We start from the raw sequence: 21,363 nt of genomic DNA on the forward strand, positions 1-21,363 counted from the left end.
ACGGATCGCGGAGCATCCGCGACGAGGCGCATCCTAGTGCACTTTCGGGGATTCGGCACCGGCGGCGTGCGGGCCGCCCGCGGCCGGACGCGTTCAGCCCCGGGCGTCCGTCCACTCGCCGCGGAAGGCGATCTCGGCCGGCCCGGTGAGCGTGGCCTCGCGGCCACCGGGGCCGGAGTCGAACCGCACGACCAGGTCGTCGCCGCCGGCGGTGCGCACCGTCACCGGGCTGCGCGCGCCGGCGTCCAGCACCGCCCACAGCGCGCTGGCGATCGCGCCGCTGCCGCACGCCAGCGTCTCGCCCTCGACGCCCCTCTCGTAGGTCCGCATCGCGCAGCGTCCGTCGGGCCGCAGCGCGACGAAGTCCACGTTCGCGCCCGCCGGCGCGAAGCGCGCATGGTGCCGCAGCGGCGGCGCCACCTCGGCGAGGGGCACGCCGGAGACGTCGGCGACGGGCACGACCAGGTGGGGCACCCCGGCACCGACCAGTCGTCCCTCCACCGTCCGCCCGCCGGATTCGAGCCGCACACGCTCGCCGTCCGAAACACGTCCGAACTCGAGCGCGATGCGGCCGTCCGGCACCGACCGGGCGCTCTTGACGCCGGCCGCCGTGCGAAACGTCACCGCTCCGTCGCGGCCCAGCCCGAGGTCCAGGGCGAAGCGGGCGATGCAGCGCGCTCCGTTCCCGCAGAACTCCGCCTCGCCCCCGTCGGCGTTGTGATAGCGCATCGCGAAATCGTGCTCCGGGTCGTTCTCGAGCAGCAGCACGCCGTCGGCGCCCACGCCCCGGCGCCGGTCGCACAGCCGCGCGAACAGCGCCCGTGCGTCCGCGGGCAGGAAGGGTGCGCGATGGTCGAGCACGACGAAATCGTTCGCGGCACCGTGCATCTTCACGAAGCGCAGCGTCACGGCCGCTTCTCCGGCGCGGGCTCCGGCTCCGGTTCGGGGGCGGGCTGCGCCTCGCGATGGAGGAAGAGCACGAACGTGTTGCCGAGCACCTCGCCGCCGGGCGGGATGCGCACCTCCACCTCGATGCTGGCGGGCTCGGTGTCGCGCTTCCAGGCGCGATTCCGGTCGAGGTCGCGGAACGCGCGGACCCGGTAGAGCCCCGGATCCATGCGCAGGTCGAAGCTGCCCGAGGGCGGTACTTCGTAGAGCAGGCGCCGCGTCGTGTCGGCAACCGACGTCACGATCAGCCGAAGCGAACCCGCCTGGCTGCTGATGGTGTCCACCACCACGCCCCCGAAGCGGCCCTGCGCGCGCTGGTTGACGAGCTTGAAGCGGATCCCGGTCGCCGCGGGGTGTTCGGGAGTCAGCGTGACGACGGTGTCGGCCGGTTCGAGGATGTCGCTGCCGGGCTCGAGCGAGCGGTTGTGGTTGAGGTCGGCGAACGCCCAGACGCGCCAGGGGACTCCGGTCTCCAGCCCTGCGATCCGGAAGGAACCGGTGCGGTCCACGACGCCCAGCGCGTCGAAGTCCCGGGCGGTGCTGTCCGGCTGCCGGCCGTCGCGGTAGCACCACAACAGCGTGCCCTGTGCCTGGAAGCCGACCGCCTCGAGCTGGCCCTCGAGGCTGCCGACGGGAAACGTGGACGCGGTGGTGAAGACGATGGTCCGGGGATCGGCGAGGTTGTTGCCGTGGCGGTCGCGCGCGTTGCCGCCGATGAACAGGGTGTAGGCGTGATCGGCCCGCAGCGATTCCGCGGGCACGAGCGTGAGCGTGCGCCCGGCCCAGCGGCGCTGCCGGATCTCGAGCGGCGGCGAGAACTCGACGGCCTCGCCCGTGCCGCGCGGCTCCATGCCTTCGCTGAACGTGATCGAGACGCGAACGTCGCGTGGCACGCCCGCCGAGCCCGAGTCGGGCGAGACGGACACGACGCGCGGCGGCTCGAGGTCCGGCGGCCCGCCCGAAGGCGGCGCCTTCTTCGCGCAGCCCGCCAGGGCCAGGAACGCGAGCAGGGCCGCGATCGCCGGCGCCCGCGCCGCGGACGCCTCAGGCCCGCGGATGGGCCTGCGCATACGCCGCCCGCAGCTTGCGCCGCGAAACGTGGGTGTAGATCTGGGTGCTGGCGAGCGAGCGGTGGCCGAGCAACTCCTGGATCGCGCGCAGGTCGGCGCCCGCATCGAGCAGGTGGCTCGCGAACGAGTGCCGCAGCGCATGCGGCGTCACGCCCAGCCCGGCGGCGGCCCGTGACAGCCGGCGCGCCACGACGCGCTGCACGGTGCGCACCGACAGCCGGCCGGCGCGGCCCGCGAACAACGGCTCGCCGGGAGGGCGCGAGGCCGCTCCCGCCGCCTGATGGTAGCGGTCGAGCGCCGCGAGGGCGCGCTGGCCGAGCGGCGCGATGCGTTCGCGGCGGCCCTTGCCGCGCACGCGCAGCAGCCGGCCGGCGCGGTCGAGATCGCCCCGGTTCAGTCCCACCAGTTCCGACACGCGCAGGCCGGCGGAGTAGGCCAGCTCGAGCAACGCGCCGTCCCGCAACGCGAGCCCGTCGTCGGCGCCGGCCAACCGGTCGAGCGCGTCGTTCAGCTCCACCTGCGGCAGCGTGCGCGGAAGCCGGGCGGGCTTGCGCGGCGAGGGCAGGGCCTTCGCCGGCTGCGGCGTCGCGCCGTCCCTGCGGGCGAGGAAGCGCTCGAAGGTGCGCCATGCCGCCAGCGCCCGCGCCGTGCTCGTCGCGGCGTGACCGGTGCGGAAGTGCTCGCGCTGCGCCCGCTCGAGATTCCCGCGATTCCAGCGCTCGCGCGGCACCGGTCGCTCGCGGGACGGAGGAGTGTCGGCCGCGGCTCCGCCGGCGGACGCCGCGAACGGGCGGCCGTCGCGGGCGAGAAAGTCCAGCAGCCAGTTCAGGTCGCGGCGATAGCCCGCGACGGTGTGCGGCGAGGCGCGCCGCGCCGCCGAAAGCTCGCGCAGGAAGGCGTCCAGCTCCTCACGCACTCGCGGCCTCGAGCGGGAAGCGGCTCTTGCAGGTCAGGCACTGCAGGCTCGTTCCGGCCCGGCTCACCTTCTCGACGAGGAACGGCGCGCCGCAGCTCGGGCACGGCGTCGGCCGCGGCCGGTCCCACAGCGCGTAGTCGCAGGCCGGAAAGCGGGTGCACGAGAAGAACGTCTTGCCCTTCCTCGATCGCTTCTCGGCGATCTCGCCCTCGCCGCACTTCGGGCAGCGCACGCCGAGCGTGAACGGCTTGGTGAACTTGCACTCGGGGCGGCGGATGCAGTGGATGTACCGCCCGTACGGGCCGTTGCGGGCGACGAGGCTGCTGCCGCACACCGGACACTCGCCCTCGACGTGCACCGGCAGCTCCGACTCGTCGAGCGGCTGCGTGTGCTTGCACTCGGGGTAACCCGGGCAGGCGAGGAACGCGCCGTTGCGTCCGAACTTCTTGACCAGCTTGCGGCCGCACGAGGGGCAGTCGATGTCGGTCGGCTTCTGCAGTCCCGCCTTGATCTCCTTCGTCCGGCCCTTCAGGTGCTCGAGGTCCCGCGACAGGGGCGTCCACAGGTCGCGTACGACCGACTGCCACTCGCGCTTGCCTTCCTCGACCTCGTCCAGCTCCTCCTCCATCCCGGCCGTGAAGCGGAGGTTGAAGACGTCGGGGAAGTGCTCGACCAGCAGGTCGGTGACGAGGATGCCGAGATCGGTGGGCTTGAGCGAACGGCCCTCGCGCTCGACGTAGTCGCGACGCGTGATCGTCGAGACGATCGTGGCGTAGGTGCTCGGCCGGCCGATGTTCTCCTCCTCGAGCGCCTTGACGAGCGAAGCGTCGGTGTAGCGCGGAGGCGGCTGCGTGAAGTGCTGGTCGGCGCGCACCGGCGACTCCGGCACGGCGTCGGCGTCCGGAGCGAGCGTCCCGCCGGCGGTCGCCTCGCCCGCGACGTGCAGCGGCGTGCCGGATTCGAGCGCCGGCAGGCGGCCCTCCTCGGCCTCGTCCTCCTCGTCGCGCCCGTAGACCTTGAGCCAGCCCGGAAAGCGCAGCACGCTGCCCGCGGCGCGCAGGCCGAGACGGCCGGCCTCGATCTCGACGCTGGTCGCGTCGTACTCGGCCGGGGTCGCCTGCGAGGCGACCGCGCGCTTCCAGATCAGGTCGTAGAGCTTGAACTGCTCGTCGGTGAGGAACGGCCGTAGCGAAGCGGGCGTCCGCTCGATGGACGAGGGGCGGATCGCCTCATGCGCCTCCTGCGCCCCCTTCTTGCTGCGGTAGAAGTTCGGCTTCGCGGGCACGTACTCCGGGCCGAACTCGCGTCCGAGCCAGCCGCGCGTTTCCGCCAGCGCCTCGTCGGAGAGCCGGAAGGAGTCGGTGCGCATGTAGGTGATGAGCCCGACGCTCCCCTGCCCCTTCACCTCGATGCCCTCGTACAGCTTCTGCGCGATCTGCATGGTGCGCTGGCTGGTGAAGCCGTGCCGGTTCGAAGCGGCCTGCTGCAGCGCGCTGGTGTTGAACGGCGGCACCGCGCCCTTGGACCGCGGCTTCGTCTCGATCCCGGTGATGCGCGCGGCGGCGCCGCGCAGCTCGTCCGCGAGCGCGGCCGCGCGCTCGCCCGCCCCGGCGCCGCGCAGCTGGTCCTTCTCGAGCTTCTCGCCGTCCACGCGCGTGAGCCGCGCGGTGAAGCGCTCGCCCTGCGGCGTTTCGTAGTCCACGTCGAGGGTCCAGTACTCCTCGGGGACGAACGCCAGGCGCTCCTTCTCGCGCTCCACGATTAGGCGCAGGGCGACGCTCTGCACGCGGCCGGCCGACAGGCCGTACTTGACCGTGTTCCACACGAACGGGCTGACCTTGTAACCCACCAGGCGGTCGAGGACGCGCCGGCCCTGCTGGGCGTTGTACAGGTTCCGGTCGAGATCGCGGGGGTGCGCGAGCGCGTCGGTCACGGCCCGCTGGGTGATCTCGTTGAACGTCAGCCGCCGGATGGGGCGCTTCGTGCCCTTGAGCAGGTCGGCGAGGTGACACGCGATCGCCTCGCCCTCGCGGTCCGGGTCGGGCGCGAGATAGATGTTGGCGGCGCGCCGGGCGGCGGCCCTGAGCCGGGCGACGACCTGCCGCTTGCTCGGAATCGGCTCGTACTGCGGGGCGAAGTCGTTGTCGAGGTCCACGCCCAGCTTGCTCTTGGGCAGGTCCATGACGTGGCCGTTCGAGGCGAGCACGAAGAAGTCGCGGCCGAGAAATTTGTTCAGCGTCTTCGACTTGGTCGGCGACTCGACGACGACCAGGTTCTTGCCCTCGGCCTTGCTGCCGAATGTCGCCTCGAGCTCGGCCTCGTCGATGGGCGCGTCCGCTTCGGGCGCGGAGTCCCGACCGGCCGCCTTGCGTCGCACCGCGGCCGGCGCCTTGGCTCGCGTGCGCGGCACCGAACGTTGCCCGGCGGCCGCGCGCTTCCCGGCGGCCGCGGTTCTCCCGGCGGCCGCGCTCTTCCCGGCGGTGGCGCTCTTGCCGGATGCCGGGCGCTTTTCGGGCTCCGGAGCCGCGGAAGCCGTCGCAGGCCTGCTCCGCCTGGCCGTGGTCTTCGTGGCGCGCTTGCGGCCGCCGCCGTCAGTGCGCGACTTCGACGTCGCCATGCCCCGTCTCCCCGTTGCCGCCTGCCGTCGCGTGATCGAGCGCGATACGCGCCGCCACGTCCCGCGCGTGCTCGACGCTGACCGGACGGACTCCGCTGGCCGTCAGCGATTCGAGCACGCGCTCGAACTGCTCCGAGTCCAGGGTGCCCTGCAGCCGCAGGTCGAGCAGGTAGCCCCACGCCTCGGTGCTCAGCGATTCCCGTTCCTCGGCGTTCAACACGCGGGCCGCATGACGTCCGGGCGCGCCGGCGACCCAGCCCGCCGGCTCCCCTCCGTTCACGATGCAGCGGATCGCGAGCACGGCCGACATCACGTCCTCGGAGCTGAAGCCACCTTCCTCAAGCGCCTCACCCAGCGTCTCCAGCGCCAGATCGTCGCCCTCCAGGTGATCCTCGAGCTTGTCGCACAGCAGGCGCAGCAGGCGTCCGACGTCGTCCGGTCCGGTGTGTTGGCTCATGTCCCGCTCTCCACGCCTTCGTCAATGGGCATGTGGCACTTCTTGTACTTCCTGCCGCTCCCGCACCAGCACGGGTCGTTGCGCCCGACACGCGGAGCGTTGCGGACGGGCTGCGCCGCGACCCGCTCGACGGGCGCCGCGGGCGCGTCGCCCGGAGCTTCGGGCTCGGGGCCGCCGCCGAACGCCTGCGTCTCGGCGTGCCGCGCCACCATCTGCCGGGGCGGCGGCGGAGCCTCGTCGATCACCTCCTGCGCGGCCGCCGGCTGAAGCTGCACGCGGAAGAAGCGCTGAACGAACTCCTCCCGCGTCTCGCCCATCATCGTCTCGAAGGTGGTGAACGCCTCCCGCTTGTACTCGACGAGAGGGTCCCGCTGCCCGTAGGCGCGCAGGCCGATTCCACCCTTCAGATTGTCGAGCTCGTGAAGGTGCTCCCGCCAGCGCTCGTCGAGGGTGTAGAGGTACAGATGCCGCTCGAGCTCGCGCGTGATCCGCGGCGTGAACTCGGCCTCGCGCGCGCGGTAGCCGCGCTCGGCGACGCGCAACGCCGCCTCGAGCACGTCCTCGTGCCGCTCCCCCTCGAGCTCCTCGGACGAAACGGGCGTCATCAGCAGATAGGCCAGCTCGTCGGCGAGGCCGCGCAGGTTCCATTCGTCGCGGTGCGTCTTGCCCGCGCCGGTGAAGCGGTCCACGCGGTCGGCGACCACCTCCTGCACGTCCTCGAGCACCCGCGCGCTGATGTCCTCGCTCATGAGCGCCTCGTTGCGCTGGCGGTAGACCTCCTCGCGCTGCTTGTTCATCACGTTGTCGTACTCGAGCAGGTGCTTCCGGATGCCGAAATTGTGCGCCTCGACGCGCTTCTGCGCGCGGCCGATCGAGGCGGTCACGAGGCCGTGCTCGATGACCTCGCCCTCCTCGACCCCCATCTTCTCCATCAGCCCGGCGATCCTCTCGGCGCCGAACAGACGCATGAGGTCGTCCTCGAGCGACAGGAAGAACCTCGACGAGCCCGGGTCTCCCTGGCGGCCCGAGCGGCCGCGCAGCTGCCGGTCGATGCGCCGCGACTCGTGGCGTTCGGTGCCGACGATGTGCAGCCCCCCGAGTTCGGGCACGCCGGCGCCGAGCTTGATGTCGGTACCGCGGCCGGCCATGTTGGTCGCGATGGTCACGGCGCCCTGCTGGCCCGCGCCGGCGACGATCTCGGCCTCCTGCTGGTGGAACTTCGCGTTCAGCACGTTGTGCCGGATGCCGCGGATCTTGAGCATGCGCGACAGCAGTTCGCTCACCTCGACGGTGATCGTGCCCACCAGCACCGGCTGGCCGCGCTCGTGGCTGGCCGCGATCTCGTCGATGACGGCCTTGAACTTCTCGCGCTTCGTCCGGTAGACGACGTCGTTCTCGTCCTGGCGGTGGATCGGCTTGTTCGTCGGGATCACGGCCACGTCGAGCTTGTAGATCTCCCAGAACTCGCCCGCCTCGGTCTCGGCCGTGCCGGTCATGCCCGCGAGCTTCTCGTACATGCGGAAGAAGTTCTGCAGCGTGATGGTGGCGAGCGTCTGGGTCTCGCCCTCGACGTGCACGTTCTCCTTCGCCTCGACGGCCTGGTGGATGCCGTCCGACCAGCGGCGCCCGGGCATCAGGCGGCCGGTGAACTCGTCCACGATCATGACCTTGCCGTCCTGCACGACGTAGTCCACGTCCTTCTCGTACAGGGAGTAGGCCTTGAGCAGCGCGCCGATGCTGTGGATCTTCTCGTTCTTCTCGCCGTAGGCGCGGTAGATCGCGTCGCGCTCGGCCACGCGCTGGTCGGGCTCGAGGTCCTCGCGTCCCTCGAGCTCGGCGAGTTGCGCGGTCAGGTCCGGCACGACGAACTTCTCCGGATCCGACGGCGTCATCAGCGCGCGGCCCTTCTCGAGCAGGTCCACGTTCCGCGACTTTTCGTCGATCGTGTAGAGCAGCTCCTCGTCCAGCTCGTGCAGGCGCTTGTCGCGCAGGTACTCGAGCTCGGCACGGACGATCAGCTTCTTGAGGCCCGGCTGCTCCGAAAGCAGCTTCATGAAGCGCTTGTGCTTGGGCGCCGCGCGCTGGAGCTGGAGCAGCTTGACGCTCGCGTCCCACTCCGACTTGGGGTCCTGGAGCAGCCTCTCGGCGTCCGCCATCGCCGTCGTCACCCACTGCTGCTGGGCACGGACGACCCGTTCGACGAGCGGCTTGAGCTCGTCGAAGCCCTGGTCGCCGGCGTCCACCGGCCCCGAGATGATGAGCGGGGTGCGCGCCTCGTCGATCAGCACCGAGTCCACCTCGTCCACGATCGCGTAGGCGAAGCCGCGCTGCACCTTGTGCTCGGGGCGCACGGCCATGTTGTCGCGCAGGTAGTCGAAGCCGAACTCGTTGTTCGTTCCGTACGTGATGTCGCGGGCGTACTGCTCGCGGCGCGTCGCGGGATCCATCTGGTTCTGGATGCAGCCCACCGTCAGACCGAGCACTTCGTAGATGCGTCCCATCCACTGGCTGTCACGACGGGCGAGGTAGTCGTTGACCGTGACGAGGTGGACGCCGCGACCGGCGAGCGCGTTCAGGTAGATCGGAAGGGTCGCGACCAGGGTCTTGCCCTCGCCGGTCGCCATTTCGGCGATCTTGCCTTCGTGCAGCATGATTCCGCCGATCAGCTGGACGTCGTAGGGCACCATTTCCCAGCGGATCGGGATCCCGCAGACGTCCCAGGTCTGCCCGCACTGGCGCCGGCAGGCCTGTTTGACGGCGGCAAACGCCTCGGGAAGCAGGTCGTCCAGCGAATCCTCGCCGGCGGCCAGGCGGCGGCGGAACTCGACGGTCTTGTCCCGGAGCTGCTCGTCGGACAGGGCGTTCCACTCCCCGTCGAAACGGTTGATTTCGTCGACGATGGGCCGGACCCGCCGGATTTCGCGGTCGTGCTTGGAACCGAAGACGGTCTTGAGAAGGCTCTCGAACATGGGCCGGAGCATAGAGGCTGCGTCAACCGAGGGCAAAAGCAGCCCCGGGAGCAAACGCGCGGCCCGGTGCGTAGCACCGGGCCGTGGGGTCAGCGGGCGGTGAATTTTTCAGACTTTGAAGACGTGGGCGGCTTCGACCGTGCTCTGCTTGCCGTGCTTCAACTCGAACTCCACCGTCTCGCCCGGGTGCAGGGTCTTGAAGCCCTGGCACTCGATGGCCGAGAAGTGGACGAACACCTCGGACTCCTCCGAGCCCTCCGCGGTGATGAACCCGTAGCCCTTCTGGTCACTGAACCACTTGACGGTGCCACGCGCCATGTGGGGGACCCTCCTGTGCGGAAAATCGACGGGAGTTCGCCCGGACCCGAGACGCAGGGTGCTCCTCGCGGAGCGGCAGGGTCAAGACCGTTCGGAGGCGGACTCGGCGCGGGCGCGGGCGTTCGGTCGCCGGGACGTCAACTGATCGTGAAGCTGGCGCGCCGCGGAGTGGGTCGGCTCGCACTCCAGCACCAGGGCGATCTGGTCGAGCGCCTGCGGGGTCTGGCCCACCGCCTCGAGGGCACGGGCCAGCTCGATGCGTGCCGCGTGGAACGACGGGTTCAGCTCCAGCGCCCGGGCCAGCGACTCGATCGCGTCGTCGAGTGCTCCCTGCTGCAGTTCGTGCGCGCCGAGGAGCAGGTGCAGGTCCGGGTAGTTGGGCCGCTCGAGCGCCGCCGTACGGAGTTGTTCCAGCGCACGTGCCGGGTCCGGGAGCAGCAGCAGTTCCTGATAGCGCTGCATCTGCGCGTCGAGCCAGCGGTCCCCCGCGTCCAGAGCCTCGTGCAGCAGCGGCGCCGCGTCGTCGAAGTCGGCGCGGCCGAGCCGCTCGAGACCCTGCTGGAAGGTCCCCGGTTCGGCGACCCTGCCTTCGCCGGCAAGCACCCGCAGCGTTTCGAGCGCCTCGCCGATCCGTCCCTCGCGCGCGTCGAGCAGCGCGCGCTCGACGGCGGCGCGCCGGTAGCGCGGGTTGATGGCGAGGGCGCGCTCGAACGCCCTTCGCGCCTCGGCCCGCCGCCCGCGCTGCATTCGCAGGCAGCCGAGCTGGCACCAGTAGTCCGCCCATTCGACGACCTGGGTCGCGATTTCGAGCGCCCGCAGGGCGACCTCCGGGTGTCCGGCGGTCTCCGAAGCGCCGGCGAGCTCGCCGAGCGCGGTGGCGTAGCGCTGCACCTCGTCCGGTCCTCCCACCGCCTCGAGCCCGCGGGCGAGGCACTCGACGGCCTCGGCGAAACGGCCCTGGTCGGAAAGCTGCAGGGCGCGCGCGATCGGCGCGATCGGCGAAGCGTCGGATGGGGACATTTCGGCCGGGTTATCGGCCCCCGCGGCGCCGGACTTGCGGGCCTTTCCGGCGGCCCTTCAGCCGGCCATGAGCTTCATGGTGTAGCCGGCCGCGAGGGTGATGCCGAGGTTGTCGTCCAGCGGGATCGGCAGGATCTCGACGAGGGTCGCCGCGAGCGCGCCCGCCACCAGCACCGGAAGCGTGAGCGGCGAGACCGCGCTGACGTAGCCGGCCCACGCGAGGCACGCGAGAAAGCAGCCCGCCGCTCCCTCGAGCGTCTTGTTGAAGACGCGGTGGCGTCCCCAGCCGCGCCCGACGAGCGCGCCCATCGCGTCGCCGAGCACGGTGAATCCGAGCGCAGCCGCGGCGACCGGCTGGGAGAAGATTTCGATCGCCAGCAACGAGGCGAGCAGCAGGTAGGTCGAACCGAGAAGGCTGAAGCGCTCGTGCTCGCGGATCAGCTCCCCGAGGAACTGACGGAAGAACCGGCGCACGCGATCCTCGTGCAGGCGCAGCAGGTCGAGCGCCACCGCGCCGGCGGTGAGCGCGATGAACAGCAGTTCGAACTGCTTGCGCCCGCGCGGCCACGGCAGCACCTCGTGCAGCAGGTCGAGCGGCAGGACCAGGAAGCAGAGGTGGATCGCCTTGCGGCGCGCCTCGGAGAGCCACTGCGGTGAACGCAGAGGCCCGAGCGGTCCGACGGGGGCGGGCGTGGGCTCGTGCACGCCGGAACCTTAGCCCGTCGCAATCCCGCACCGCCAGCGGTGGCGGGATCCGCGCGGCGCGCGGGCGAACGGGCGCGTCCGCGCCGCGCCGCCGAGGTGCGCTCTCGGGGCGTGCGTCCGCCGGACCGGCGGGCATCCTTAAGGAGCGGACGTCGGGCGAAGTTCGCGGTAGGCCTGGCGGAAGCCGAGGATGCGGCGCGCGTAGTCCTGGGAGTCCGAGTTCGAAGCGAACTCCGCGAACAGCGCCTCGCCCCCGCGTTCGATCAGTTCGCGCCAGTCGCGCCGGATCGTGGAGGGACCGGCGTTGTAGGCGGCGAGCGCGACCGCGTCCCGGTCGCCGAAGCGTTCGCGCAGGCGCGCCAGATAGCGCGCGCCGAAGCGAATCGAGGTGTCCGGCGCGAACAGGCCGGCTTCGGTCGGCTGCGGCTCCCGGAGCCAGCGTGCGACGTCCCCCGCGGTCGAGAGCTTGAGCTGCGCCAGGCCCAGCGCGTCGCTTCGCGAGCGGGCGCGCGGGTCGAAGCGGCTCTCCTGCCGCAGCAGCGCCCAGAGCAGCGCGCGCTCGATGCCGAGCGACTCCGCGGCGGCGACCTCGGATTCGAACGCCGGTGGATAGGCCCACGGCGCGATGGCCCACGCGAGGCTGTCGTCGCGCGACTCGCTCGCGGCCGTGAACGCGCGTTCCGCCCAGCGGGTGCCCTGCGCGGTTCGTCCGAGACGGAAGGCGCGACCGGCGGCGTCCAGCCACTCCGCGGGCGCCGGTTCGTGGCCGGCGAGCTTGGCCGCCAGCTCGCGCATCTCGTCGTCGCCGAGGCCCCAGGCGTCGTCCCAGCGCACGAGCCCGGCCCCCGAATCCGCCGCCACCGGCTCCGCCACGGTGTGCCTCCAGCCGGTGACCCCGAGGGTCTCGCGAGCCGCGGAGCGGTAGAACGAGTAACCCGGCAGGATCGCCACGGTCGCCAGCAGGGAATCGCCGGTCGTGCGCTCGTCACTCCGCAGGGCCACGCCGAGCCAGAACCGCGCCGCTTCCGAGCGCGAGCGGCGCCACCAGCTGCGCGCCGAGTCCCGCTCGCCGCGTGCGAACTCCGCAAGGCCGGCGCGCACGCAGGCCTCGTCCGCGCGCGAACCGCCGAGCCGTGCCACCTCGCGCAGCCCCGCCAGGGCCACGGTCCAGCGGCTTTGGTCCTCGGCTTCCCTCGCCGCCTCCCACCAGGCGGTGGATCGCAGCCCGTCCGGTCCGTCCGATCGGCCGATGGACGCGAACGCCGAGAGCGCCGAGTCGGTCGCCCCCGCGTCGCGCAGGGCGCGCGCGCGCTCGAGCGCGACGCGCAGGCGCGGCAGGCCAGGCGGCGCGTGCGCCGCGGCGCTCTCGGCGGCGGCGAACGCGCTCCGCGGCTGCCGCGCGCCGCGCAGCACTTCGGCCAGCCGCAGCGTCGTCTGCCAGCGTTCGGCCGGCTCGACTCGCGCCCGCAGGTGGCGCAGGCGCCGGAGGGCCGAGCCGCGCGCGCCACGCAGCACCTCGGACTCGGCGCCGGCGCGTTCGTCGGCGACGGCGAGCGACTCGCCGCGTGAGCGGGCGAGGGAGTCGAGCAGGGCGAGCGCACCGCCGGAGGGTCCCAGCGCCGGGTACCGCCGAAGCGTGGCCCGGGCGATGTCCGCGGCGCGTTCGGGGTCTCCGCGCGCCGCCGAGAGCCGTGCCCGCGACAGCGACAGGGCCGCGCGCTCGCCATCGGGCCAGAGAGCCGTCGCCGCACTCGAAAGCAGCGAGTCCGCAAGCACCGTGTCGCCTCTCGCGACGGCCAGCTCGGCGCGTGCCCGCACGGCGTCCCAGGCCCACGGTGAGGCGGCCAGCCGGGGCGAAGCGAGCACCGAGTCGGCGCGCGCCTCGAGGCCGCGCGCGAGGCAGGCGCGCGCGTACTCGCGCAGCGCGACCGCGGGAACGAGCGCATCGGCGGCCCGCGCGGCCCAGGCACCGAGCGTGTCCCCCGAGGCGGCCAGCACGCGGCCCGGGTCGTGGGCGAGCGTGTCGCGAGGGGACCCGGTGCCGCCGCCGGGCGACGGGTCGGGCAGGCAGGCCCGCTCGCACCAGCGCACCCGGCCGCCTTCGAGCCGCGGCCACCACGCCGCCGCTCCCGCATCCGGGGCGGCTGTCAGCGCCAGCAACGCGACCCACAACACGCCGCGCGTGGTGCGAACCCGGGCCCCCCGGTTCACTCCCACTCGATCGTCGCCGGCGGCTTGCTGGTCACGTCGAAGACGACGCGGTTGACGCCGCGCACCTCGTTGGCGATGCGGCTGGCGATGCGCGCGAGCAGTGCGGGCGGCAGGCGCGTCCAGTCGGCGGTCATGCCGTCCACGCTGTTCACCGCGCGCAGCGCGATCACCTTCTCGTAGGAGCGCTCGTCACCCTTGACGCCGACGGTCGAGACCGGCAGGAGCACGGCGAACGCCTGCCAGGTGCGGGCGTACCACTTCGCGCGCCGCAGTTCCTCCATATAGATGGCGTCGGCCCGGCGCACGATCTCGAGGTCGGCCCCGTTCACCGGACCGAGGATGCGCACCGCGAGTCCGGGCCCCGGGAACGGGTGGCGGTCCACGAGGTGCGCGGGCAGTCCCAGCTCGCGGCCCAGCGCGCGGACCTCGTCCTTGAACAGCCACTTGAGCGGCTCCACCAGCTCGAGCGTCATCCACTCCGGCAGGCCGCCGACGTTGTGGTGCGACTTGATGACCTGCGAGCCGTGCCCCGCCGAGGCGGACTCGATGACGTCCGGGTAGAGCGTGCCCTGGGCGAGGAAGTTCACCTCGCCGATACGCTTCGATTCCTCCTCGAAGACGGCCACGAACTCGTTGCCGATGATCTTGCGCTTGCGCTCGGGATCGGCGACACCGGCGAGCTTGTCGAGGAACCGCGCCTGCGCATTCACGACCCGCAGGTTCAGGTGGCGCTTCTCCCCCAGTTCGCGCCACACCTCGGCGGCTTCGTCCTCGCGCATCAGCCCGTGGTCCACGAGCACGCACGTCAGCCGGTCGCCGATCGCGCGGTGAATGAGCGTCGCGGCGACGGTGGAGTCCACGCCGCCCGAAAGGCCGCACAGGACCCGTCCCCCTCCCACCTGCGCGCGGACGTCGCGGACCGCCTCGCGCACGAAGTTCTTCATGGACCAGCCACCCTTCAGGCGCGCCACTCTGAAGAGGAAGTTCTGCAGCACCCGTTTCCCATAGGGCGAGTGCACCACCTCGGGGTGGAACTGGATGAGGTGGAACGGCAGCTTCTCGTGGCGCGCCGCCGCGAAGGCGCAGTTCGAGGTGTGCGCCACCTTCTGCCAGCGCGGCCCGAGCGACTTCACCTCGTCGCCGTGGCTCATCCACGCCCGGAAACGCTTCGGCACGCCGGCGAAGAGCGGCGAGCTCCGGTCCAGGACGAACGTCGCGACGCCGTACTCGGCGTGTTTCGCCTTCGCGACCTCACCTCCCATGAGCTGCTGCGTCACCTGGAAGCCGTAGCAGATGCCGAGCAGCGGCTTGCCGAGCGCGAAGATTCCGGCGTCCGGCATGGGCGCCTCGGCGCGGTAGCCGCTCGCGGGTGAACCCGAGAGGACGATCGCCGAGGGCCGCTTCGCGCGGATGGCCCCGAGCGGCGTGGTGCCGGGCACGATCTCCGAGTAGACGCCCAGTTCGCGCACGCGCCGGGCGATGAGCTGGGTGTACTGCGAACCGAAATCGAGGATCAGAACGATTTCCCGACTCATCGGCTCAGGCCTTCCTCGCGGGGCCCGTGCGCTTCGCGGCGGCGGGCTTCCGGGTCGTCTGCTTGGCCGCCACCCGGGCGCGGCCGCTCAATGGCGGAACGTCCTGCGATCGGTGAACACCATGGCCACGCCGAGCCGGTCGGCTTCGGCGATCACCTCGGCGTCGCGCACCGAACCGCCCGGCTGGACGATCGCGAGAATCCCCGCCTCGGCCGCATGCGTGACGCTGTCCGCGAACGGGAAGAAGCCGTCGCTCGCCAGCACCACGCCGTGCACGTCGTGCCCGGCGCGGCGCGCCTTCATGAGCGCGACGTCCACCGCATCCACGCGCGAGGTCTGGCCGCTGCCGAGGCCGATGAGCTCCTCGCCGCGCGCCAGCACGACGGCGTTCGAACGCGCCGCGGCGCACACTTCCCAGGCGAACCGCAGCGACTCCGACTCCTCGCGGTCCGGAGCGCGCCGCGTGACCGTGCGCCACGGAGGCGGCGCGCCGGGTTCGCCCCGCTGGAGCAGGGCCCACGGGCCGACGAGCCGCACGGCCCATGGATCGGCGCAGGCCAGGTCTGCCGCCGTCAGACGCAGCAGGCGGGCGTTCTTCTTGCCGCGCAGCGCCGCGTCGGCCGCGGGCTCGATCCCGGGGAAGGCGATACACTCGACGAACTGGTCGTGCAGCGCCCGCGCCGTCGCCTCGTCGAGCGTGCGGTTGAAGGCCACGATGCCGCCGAACGACGACAGGGAGTCCGCGTCGCGGGCCAGCGAATAGGCGTCCTCGAGCGTGTCGGCGCACGCCACGCCGCAGGGCTGGTTGTGCTTGACGATCACGCAGGCGGGGCGTTCGAAGCGCCAGACGAGGGAGACCGCCGCCTCCAGGTCGAGCAGGTTGTTGTACGAGAGTTCCTTGCCTTCGCGCCAGGCGGACAGCTCGTGCAACGTGCCGCCGCGCGCGTACAGCGCCGCGACCTGGTGCGGATTCTCGCCGTAGCGAAGCGTCCGCGCGCGCTCGAGCACGAGTGCGTGCGTCGCCGGGGGTTCGCCGGGCGGTCCGAGGCGGCGCGCGAGCTCGGCGGCGATCGCGCCGTCGTAGCGGGCCGTCCGCGTGAACCCGCCGAGCGCCCAGCGGCGGCGGTCCTCCGCGGTCACGCCGCGCGCGAGCGACTCCAGCACCTCGGTGTACTGCGCGACGTCGTGGACCACGATCACTCCCTCGTGGTTCTTGGCCGCGGCACGCAGCAGCGCCACGCCCCCGATGTCGATTTCCTCGATCATGCCGGCGTCCTCGAGCGGCGCGGCGCGTTCCTCGAAGGGGTACAGGGTCACCGCCACGAGGTCGATGGGTTCGAGCCCGCGCGCCGCCAGCGCCGCGAGATCCTCCGGCCGATCGCGCCGCGCCAGGATCGGCGCGTGGACGTGAGGGTGCAGGGTCTTCACCCGCCCGCCGAGCATCTCCGGAAAACCGGTCCACTGCTCCACCGCGGTGACTTCGACGCCCGCCTCCCGCAGATGCGCCGCGGTGCCGTCGCTCGCGAGCAGACGGGTGCCTCCCCCGGCCAGTGCGCGCGCGAACGCCACGGCCCCCGACTTGTCCGACAGCGACAGCAGCGCCGCGCGCGGCCATCCCGGCGTCGCGGTCCGCGGCGCGGCCGGCCGCGGCGACGGACCGTTCATCGAGGCCCTCCCGACAACCTGCGAATCGCCTCGAGGTAGCGTTCCTGCGTCTTCTCCACCACTTCGGCGGGCAGCACGGGAGCCGGCGGCTCGTGATTCCAGCCGCTGCGGTCGAGCCAGTCGCGCACGTACTGCTTGTCGAAGCTCAGGAGCTGGCCGGCCTCGTACTCCGTCCGGTCCCAGTAGCGCGACGAGTCGGGCGAGAGCGCTTCGTCGATCAGGGTCAGCTGCCCGTCCACGCGGCCGAACTCGAACTTGGTGTCGGCGAGCACCAGGCCCCGGTCCCACGCCCAGCGCCGCGCTTCCTCGTAGAGGGCCAGGCTTCGCGTGCGCAGCGCTTCGGCGGTCGCGCGACCGGTGATCCCGCACAGGGTCTCGAACGAAATGTTCTCGTCGTGGCCGGTGTCGTTCTTGGTCGCCGGCGTGAAGATCGCCGGTTCGAGCTTCGCGCCGTCGCGCAGGCCCGCGGGCAGCGCGATTCCGCAGACGCTTCGGGAACGCTGGTACTCCTTCCAGCCGCTGCCCGTCAGGTAGCCGCGAACCACGCACTCGATGTCGATGCGCTGGGCGCGCCGCACGAGCTGGCCGCGCCCCTGCAGCCGCGCGGCGTGCTCGCGAAAGGGGGACGGAAACATCGCCGCGTCGTCCGAGACCAGGTGATGGGGCCGGGCGCTGGCGAGATGCTTCATCCAGAACGCGCTGATGAGCGAGAGAATCGCGCCCTTGCCCGGAATGGGCGTCGGCAGGATCGAGTCGTACGCCGACAGGCGGTCGCTCGCCACGATCACGAAGTGGTCGGGTCCCGCCTCGTAGACGGTCCGGACCTTGCCGCGCCGGAAAAGCTTCGCGCCGGGAACCTCGACGTCCGGCACGGCATTGCGGACTTCGAGGACTTCGGGGGCAACGGCGATGGGGGCGATGTCGTTCACGTTCTCCTCCCGCCGCCTCGCGGGACGGCCGTTCAGGTGATCGCGCTGCTCAGGGAACCGGGTCGCTGCCGGCAGGTGTGGCGAAACGTTCGCTCAGGTGTCGCGGCAGCCGGCCGATCGACGGGATGCTCGGGACCGAACCACCGGCATAATCGCCGAACGGGTCGAGAAGTACGAAGTGCATTCCGGCCGCGCGGGCGCCCGCCTCGTCCACCGAGCGGAGATCGCCCACGTACAGCGCCCGCTCCGCGGGGACGCCCATGCGCGCGAGGCCGATCCGGAAGATCTCCGGATCCGGCTTCTCGACACCCACGATCTGCGAGTCCACCACGAACTCGAGCCCGGTCCGCGTCCCGCTCTCGACGAGGTGCTCCTCGGCGCGTCCGTCGGAGTTGCTGATGCACGCGGCACGCAGGCCCAGTGCGAGCACCCCGGCGATCGCGTCGCTCGCGCCTTCGTTGGCCCGCGACCACAATTTCGCGTCCGAAGCCTGGCGCGCGTGCACCGCGGCGAGCGCCTCCTCGAGCAACGGATGCCGGCAGCCCGCCCCCTCCAGCATGCCGGCGTAGTACGCCTCGAGCGCATCCAGCGTGGCGGCGTTCGGCGGCACGTCACCCGCCCGCGGCCGGCGTCGGGCGGCGGATTCGTCGTACATGCGCCGCCCGCGAACTTCCGCCCGGCGCACGGCTTCGGCGTCCGCCTCGACGCCCAGCCCGCGAAGCATTTCGCCGATCCACTCGAAATCGATGCGCACGAGCGTGCCGCCGGCATCGAAGAAGACCGCTTCAAGCGCTGGAGCCAAACCCCTGTCCGACTCACTCATGCGCCGCTTCCTTCGCGTGAAAGACGAGCCGGCCGTCGGCGACGGTCCACGGTTCGCCGAGAAACCGGCGCACGGCCCGCGGGTACAGGGAGTGCTCCGCCTCGTGAATCCGGGCCTCCAGCGATTCGAGGCTCTCCCCCTGGACCACCGCGACCTTCGCCTGCGCCACGATCGGGCCGGCGTCGAGCGCGTCCTCGACCAGGTGCACCGTGCAGCCCGTCACGCTGACGCCCTGGCGCCACGCACGGCCGATCGCGTCCAACCCCGGAAACGCCGGCAGCAGCGAAGGGTGAATGTTGAGCAACCGTCGGGCGTACGCCGTGAGCATCGGCGCGTGCAGGCGCCGCATGAAACCCGCGAGCAGCACGAGGCTGATGTCGCGCTGCGCGAGCGCTTCGAGCCACGGGCGTTCGTCCTCGAGACGCGTGCGGAAGGACCCCGTGGGCGGCGTCAGCGCCTCGATGCCCAGGCGCCGGGCGCGCTCGAGGACCGGCGCGTGGGCGTTGTCGCTGAGCAGCGCCACGATCGTGCCGCCCAGTTCGCCGCGCCGGGCGGCGGCGGCGAGGGCCTCGAAGTTGGAGCCGTTGCCGGAAGCGAAAACGGCGATGCGGACCGGGCTGGAGGCGGGCACGCCGCAATCTAGCGTGACGGCGCTCGCACCGGCAAGGAGGGCCGCGTGCGCACGCTCATCGCCGCGGATCGGGACGGACCGCGACCCGCCGTGCGGGATCGGGTGCGCCACGAGCCGGCGCGCCCTGTCGCCAGTCGAGCCTGCGCACGCCCGCCGCCGAGAGTTCGTACCAGACCGCGCCGCCGCGATCAGTCCGGTCCACCACGGCTCCGATCCGCGCGAGGCGCGCCAGCACCCCGGCATCCGGGTGACCGTAGGCATTTCTTCGACCGACCGAGAGCAGCGCGCGCGCCGGCCGAATCCGCGAGAGAAGCGCGGAACCGGTGGAGCTGCCCGAGCCGTGGTGCCCCGCCTTGAGCACCGCCACCACGGGGACGCAGGCGAGCACCGTCTCGACCAGGCTGTCGGCATCGGACGCCAGCAGCGCACGACCACGCCCCTCGCCGATCTCGAGGACGAGCGCGGCCGCGTTGTCGCCGCGACGCGCGAGGGCTTCGTCCGCCGCCCCGGCTCGCGGCGGCCAGAGCACGCGGAAGGCCGGCGTCCCGGGCAGTTCGTCGCCGCGCGCCAGCGTGCGCGCCGCGAAGCGCCATGCCGGACCGCGCACCCCGGGTCGCTCGCAGGGCGCCAGCGTTTCCTTCACGAGCAGCGATCGCCTCACGGCCGGTGCGCCGCCGGTGTGATCCCCGTCGTCGTGGGTCACGACCAGTCGCTCCAGTCTTCGCACACCCGCCCAGCGCAGGAAGGGCAGCACGCTCCCCTCGCCCGCGTCCCAGCGCGCCGTCCTCGGCCCGGCATCCACGAGCCACCAGCGACCCTCCGAGGCGATCGCCAGCGCGTCGCCCTGCCCCACATCCACCGCGACCAGCCACCAGCGGCCGGGCGGCGGCGCAAGCGGCGCCGCGAACAACCAGCCCGTCAGCGCCACGGCCAGCAGCAGCGCGCCGAGACGCGCCACGACGCTGCGCGCGTGCGAACGCCCCCGGAGCCCGGCGTCCAGCGGGCGTGCGGCCGGCAACGCGAGGGCGAGCAGGGCCACCGACGCGGCCGCGAGCGGCGGCAACGCGGGGTTCCCTCCGCAGGGAAGCAGCGCGAGCCTCGGCGAGGAAGCGAACGCCGCGATCGCCTGCAGGGCGCCGGCGAGCGGCTCGCACGCGCGCAGGAAGATCGTCCCCGTTCCCGGCAGCGCAGCCTCGAGCGCTCCACCGAGCCAGGCCGCGGCGAGCAGCAGCTCCGAAACGGGCACCGCGGCGAGATTCGCGGCGACGCCCGTCCAGGGCAGCGCGTGAAAGCGCGAGACGAGCAGCGGCAGCGCGGCCAGCTGCGCGGCCAGCGTCGTCGCGACCGGCACGGCCAGCGCCCGGGCGCGCGGCCGGCGCTCGAGCGGCGCGAGCAGCGGATCGGAGAACGTGACGAGCCCGAGCGTCGCCGCGCACGAGAGCTGGAAGCCGAGATCGTCGGCCCAGCCGGGCCGCATCGCGAGCAGGGCGAAGGCCGAAAGGGACAACGCCTGCAGCGGATCGAGCGCGCGCTGCGTCAGCCGCGCCGCCGCCGCCGCGCACTCGCCGGCGCAGGCGCGCAGCAGCGACGGCAGCGGGCCGGCGAGCAGCGCGTAGCCGAGCGCGCACGCCGCGCCCGCGAGGGCCCGGGCGGCCAGGCCCCCACGCAGCGCGGCGACGCCACCGCGCACCACCGCGGCCAGCCAGACGACGTGCAGTCCCGAGAGCGCCAGCAGGTGGACGAGTCCCGCGCCGCGCAGGCGTGCGTCCGTCTCCGGCGTCATCGCGCTGCGATCGCCGAAGAGGAGTGGAGCCGCCAGTTCCCGGGCGCCGGCGCTCGCGCCCTTCTCCAGCGCCGCTTCGATCGCGCGACGAACGCGCATGGCCAGCCGAATCGGCACGCTCACGAGGCCGCGGGCCGGACGCACGAGCGCTCCGTAGGCGCTCCCGAGCGCGACCGCTCCCGCCGAGGCCGCCGCGCGACCCGCGTCGAAGCCGCCGGGATTGCGCTGGCCCGCGAAGCGCTCGAGCCGCACCAGCGCGTGCACGGTGTCGCCCCAGTCGGCGGAGCAGCCGTGCGGCAGCCGCAGGCGCACCCGCGCCCCGAGCGGCAGGGACGGCGCCGAGGCGACGATGCGGGCCAGCGCGACCGGTTCACCCGCCTCGCGCCGCGCCGGCTCCTCGAGCACGAACACACCGCGCGCGAACACCGCCGCGGCCGGCAGGCCCGCGAGCTGCGCTTCGAGTCGCGCCTGCCTTGCCGCCCCGCGCGCGCCGCCCACGAGCAGCGCGACGATCGCCACGATCAGCGCGCCGGTGCGCGGCGGCGCCCGCAGCGCGAGCGCGGCGAGCGCCGCCGCGGCGACCAGCAGGAGGAGCGCTCCGCCGGCACCGGCGCCGCGGGCGAGCACGAGGCCGCTCCAGAGCGCCACCGCCAGCGGAACGAAGGTTCGCCCTCCCATCGCCGCGCGCGCTGGCGAGGAGCGTGCCGTCGTGCCGGCGCGCCCCGCGCTTGAATGAAGCGCGCCGCCCGCGGGACGCGGGCGGCGC

Annotated in this window: 16 protein-coding genes; all 16 read right to left on the bottom strand. The window is 72.7% G+C overall.

Going from position 1 to position 21,363, the window contains the following annotated elements; all coding sequences use genetic code 11:
* Positions 1-93: 93 nt before the first annotated feature.
* The 16 genes from IT347_05520 to IT347_05595 all read right to left on the bottom strand — a co-directional run bounded on the left by IT347_05520 (position 94) and on the right by IT347_05595 (position 21,275).
* The gene (locus IT347_05520; GenBank protein MCC6349034.1) at positions 94-909 is read right to left on the bottom strand and encodes a diaminopimelate epimerase; all 816 of its coding nucleotides are present in this window, start codon (positions 907-909) and stop codon (positions 94-96) included.
* Complete coding sequence (locus tag IT347_05525) at positions 906-2,018, bottom strand: Ig-like domain-containing protein (GenBank protein MCC6349035.1); 1,113 nt, start codon at positions 2,016-2,018, stop codon at positions 906-908. The genes IT347_05520 and IT347_05525 overlap by 4 nt, the downstream gene beginning before the upstream one ends.
* Entirely contained in the window at positions 1,993-2,934 is a 942-nt protein-coding gene (locus tag IT347_05530; protein ID MCC6349036.1) for a tyrosine-type recombinase/integrase, read from the bottom strand. Before IT347_05530 ends, IT347_05525 begins: the two co-directional genes overlap by 26 nt.
* Positions 2,927-5,311, bottom strand: coding sequence for a type I DNA topoisomerase (topA, locus tag IT347_05535; protein MCC6349037.1), 2,385 nt, complete (start codon positions 5,309-5,311; stop codon positions 2,927-2,929). Before topA ends, IT347_05530 begins: the two co-directional genes overlap by 8 nt.
* Positions 5,312-5,525: 214 nt before the next feature.
* A complete protein-coding gene (locus IT347_05540; protein MCC6349038.1) occupies positions 5,526-6,008 on the bottom strand; it encodes a DUF494 family protein in 483 nt (160 codons plus the stop codon).
* Positions 6,005-8,977 (bottom strand): preprotein translocase subunit SecA, encoded by a 2,973-nt coding sequence (gene secA / locus IT347_05545; GenBank protein ID MCC6349039.1) that lies wholly within the window; start codon positions 8,975-8,977, stop codon positions 6,005-6,007. The genes IT347_05540 and secA overlap by 4 nt, the downstream gene beginning before the upstream one ends.
* 108 nt (positions 8,978-9,085) lie before the next feature.
* Entirely contained in the window at positions 9,086-9,295 is a 210-nt protein-coding gene (locus IT347_05550) for a cold-shock protein (GenBank protein MCC6349040.1), read from the bottom strand.
* 81 nt (positions 9,296-9,376) lie between these two features.
* Entirely contained in the window at positions 9,377-10,315 is a 939-nt protein-coding gene (locus tag IT347_05555) for a tetratricopeptide repeat protein (protein ID MCC6349041.1), read from the bottom strand.
* Positions 10,316-10,372: 57 nt separating this feature from the next.
* Positions 10,373-11,020, bottom strand: a complete 648-nt coding sequence (locus tag IT347_05560; protein ID MCC6349042.1) for a hypothetical protein — start codon at positions 11,018-11,020, stop codon at positions 10,373-10,375.
* Between the two features lie 138 nt (positions 11,021-11,158).
* Positions 11,159-13,231, bottom strand: coding sequence for a lytic transglycosylase domain-containing protein (locus IT347_05565; GenBank protein ID MCC6349043.1), 2,073 nt, complete (start codon positions 13,229-13,231; stop codon positions 11,159-11,161).
* Positions 13,228-14,766, bottom strand: coding sequence for a glutamine-hydrolyzing GMP synthase (gene guaA, locus IT347_05570; protein MCC6349044.1), 1,539 nt, complete (start codon positions 14,764-14,766; stop codon positions 13,228-13,230). Before guaA ends, IT347_05565 begins: the two co-directional genes overlap by 4 nt.
* A gap of 87 nt (positions 14,767-14,853) precedes the next feature.
* Positions 14,854-16,431, bottom strand: coding sequence for a bifunctional phosphoribosylaminoimidazolecarboxamide formyltransferase/IMP cyclohydrolase (purH, locus tag IT347_05575; GenBank protein ID MCC6349045.1), 1,578 nt, complete (start codon positions 16,429-16,431; stop codon positions 14,854-14,856).
* Positions 16,428-17,303, bottom strand: a complete 876-nt coding sequence (locus IT347_05580) for a phosphoribosylaminoimidazolesuccinocarboxamide synthase (protein MCC6349046.1) — start codon at positions 17,301-17,303, stop codon at positions 16,428-16,430. Before IT347_05580 ends, purH begins: the two co-directional genes overlap by 4 nt.
* Before the next feature lie 106 nt (positions 17,304-17,409).
* Positions 17,410-18,162 carry an HAD family hydrolase gene (locus IT347_05585; GenBank protein ID MCC6349047.1) on the bottom strand — a complete coding sequence of 251 codons (753 nt, stop codon included), beginning with the start codon at positions 18,160-18,162 and terminating at the stop codon, positions 17,410-17,412.
* Positions 18,163-18,175: 13 nt separating this feature from the next.
* Positions 18,176-18,814: a phosphoribosylglycinamide formyltransferase gene (gene purN / locus IT347_05590; protein MCC6349048.1), complete on the bottom strand. Its 639-nt coding sequence runs from the start codon at positions 18,812-18,814 to the stop codon at positions 18,176-18,178.
* Between the two features lie 55 nt (positions 18,815-18,869).
* Positions 18,870-21,275 carry a DNA internalization-related competence protein ComEC/Rec2 gene (locus tag IT347_05595; protein ID MCC6349049.1) on the bottom strand — a complete coding sequence of 802 codons (2,406 nt, stop codon included), beginning with the start codon at positions 21,273-21,275 and terminating at the stop codon, positions 18,870-18,872.
* Positions 21,276-21,363 lie beyond the last annotated feature (88 nt).

The sequence above is a fragment of the Candidatus Eisenbacteria bacterium genome, from assembly GCA_020847735.1.
Classification (GTDB): domain Bacteria; phylum Eisenbacteria; class RBG-16-71-46; order RBG-16-71-46; family RBG-16-71-46; genus CAIXRL01.

Bases quoted from the DNA above. Each gene is read 5' to 3' on its own strand.
- purH (MCC6349045.1), bottom strand. From the start codon at position 16,431: ATGAACGGTCCGTCGCCGCGGCCGGCCGCGCCGCGGACCGCGACGCCG.
- IT347_05595 (MCC6349049.1), bottom strand. From the start codon at position 21,275: ATGGGAGGGCGAACCTTCGTTCCGCTGGCGGTGGCGCTCTGGAGCGGC.
- IT347_05550 (MCC6349040.1), bottom strand. From the start codon at position 9,295: ATGGCGCGTGGCACCGTCAAGTGGTTCAGTGACCAGAAGGGCTACGGG.
- secA (MCC6349039.1), bottom strand. From the start codon at position 8,977: ATGTTCGAGAGCCTTCTCAAGACCGTCTTCGGTTCCAAGCACGACCGC.
- IT347_05555 (MCC6349041.1), bottom strand. From the start codon at position 10,315: ATGTCCCCATCCGACGCTTCGCCGATCGCGCCGATCGCGCGCGCCCTG.
- IT347_05525 (MCC6349035.1), bottom strand. From the start codon at position 2,018: ATGCGCAGGCCCATCCGCGGGCCTGAGGCGTCCGCGGCGCGGGCGCCG.
- IT347_05540 (MCC6349038.1), bottom strand. From the start codon at position 6,008: ATGAGCCAACACACCGGACCGGACGACGTCGGACGCCTGCTGCGCCTG.
- guaA (MCC6349044.1), bottom strand. From the start codon at position 14,766: ATGAGTCGGGAAATCGTTCTGATCCTCGATTTCGGTTCGCAGTACACC.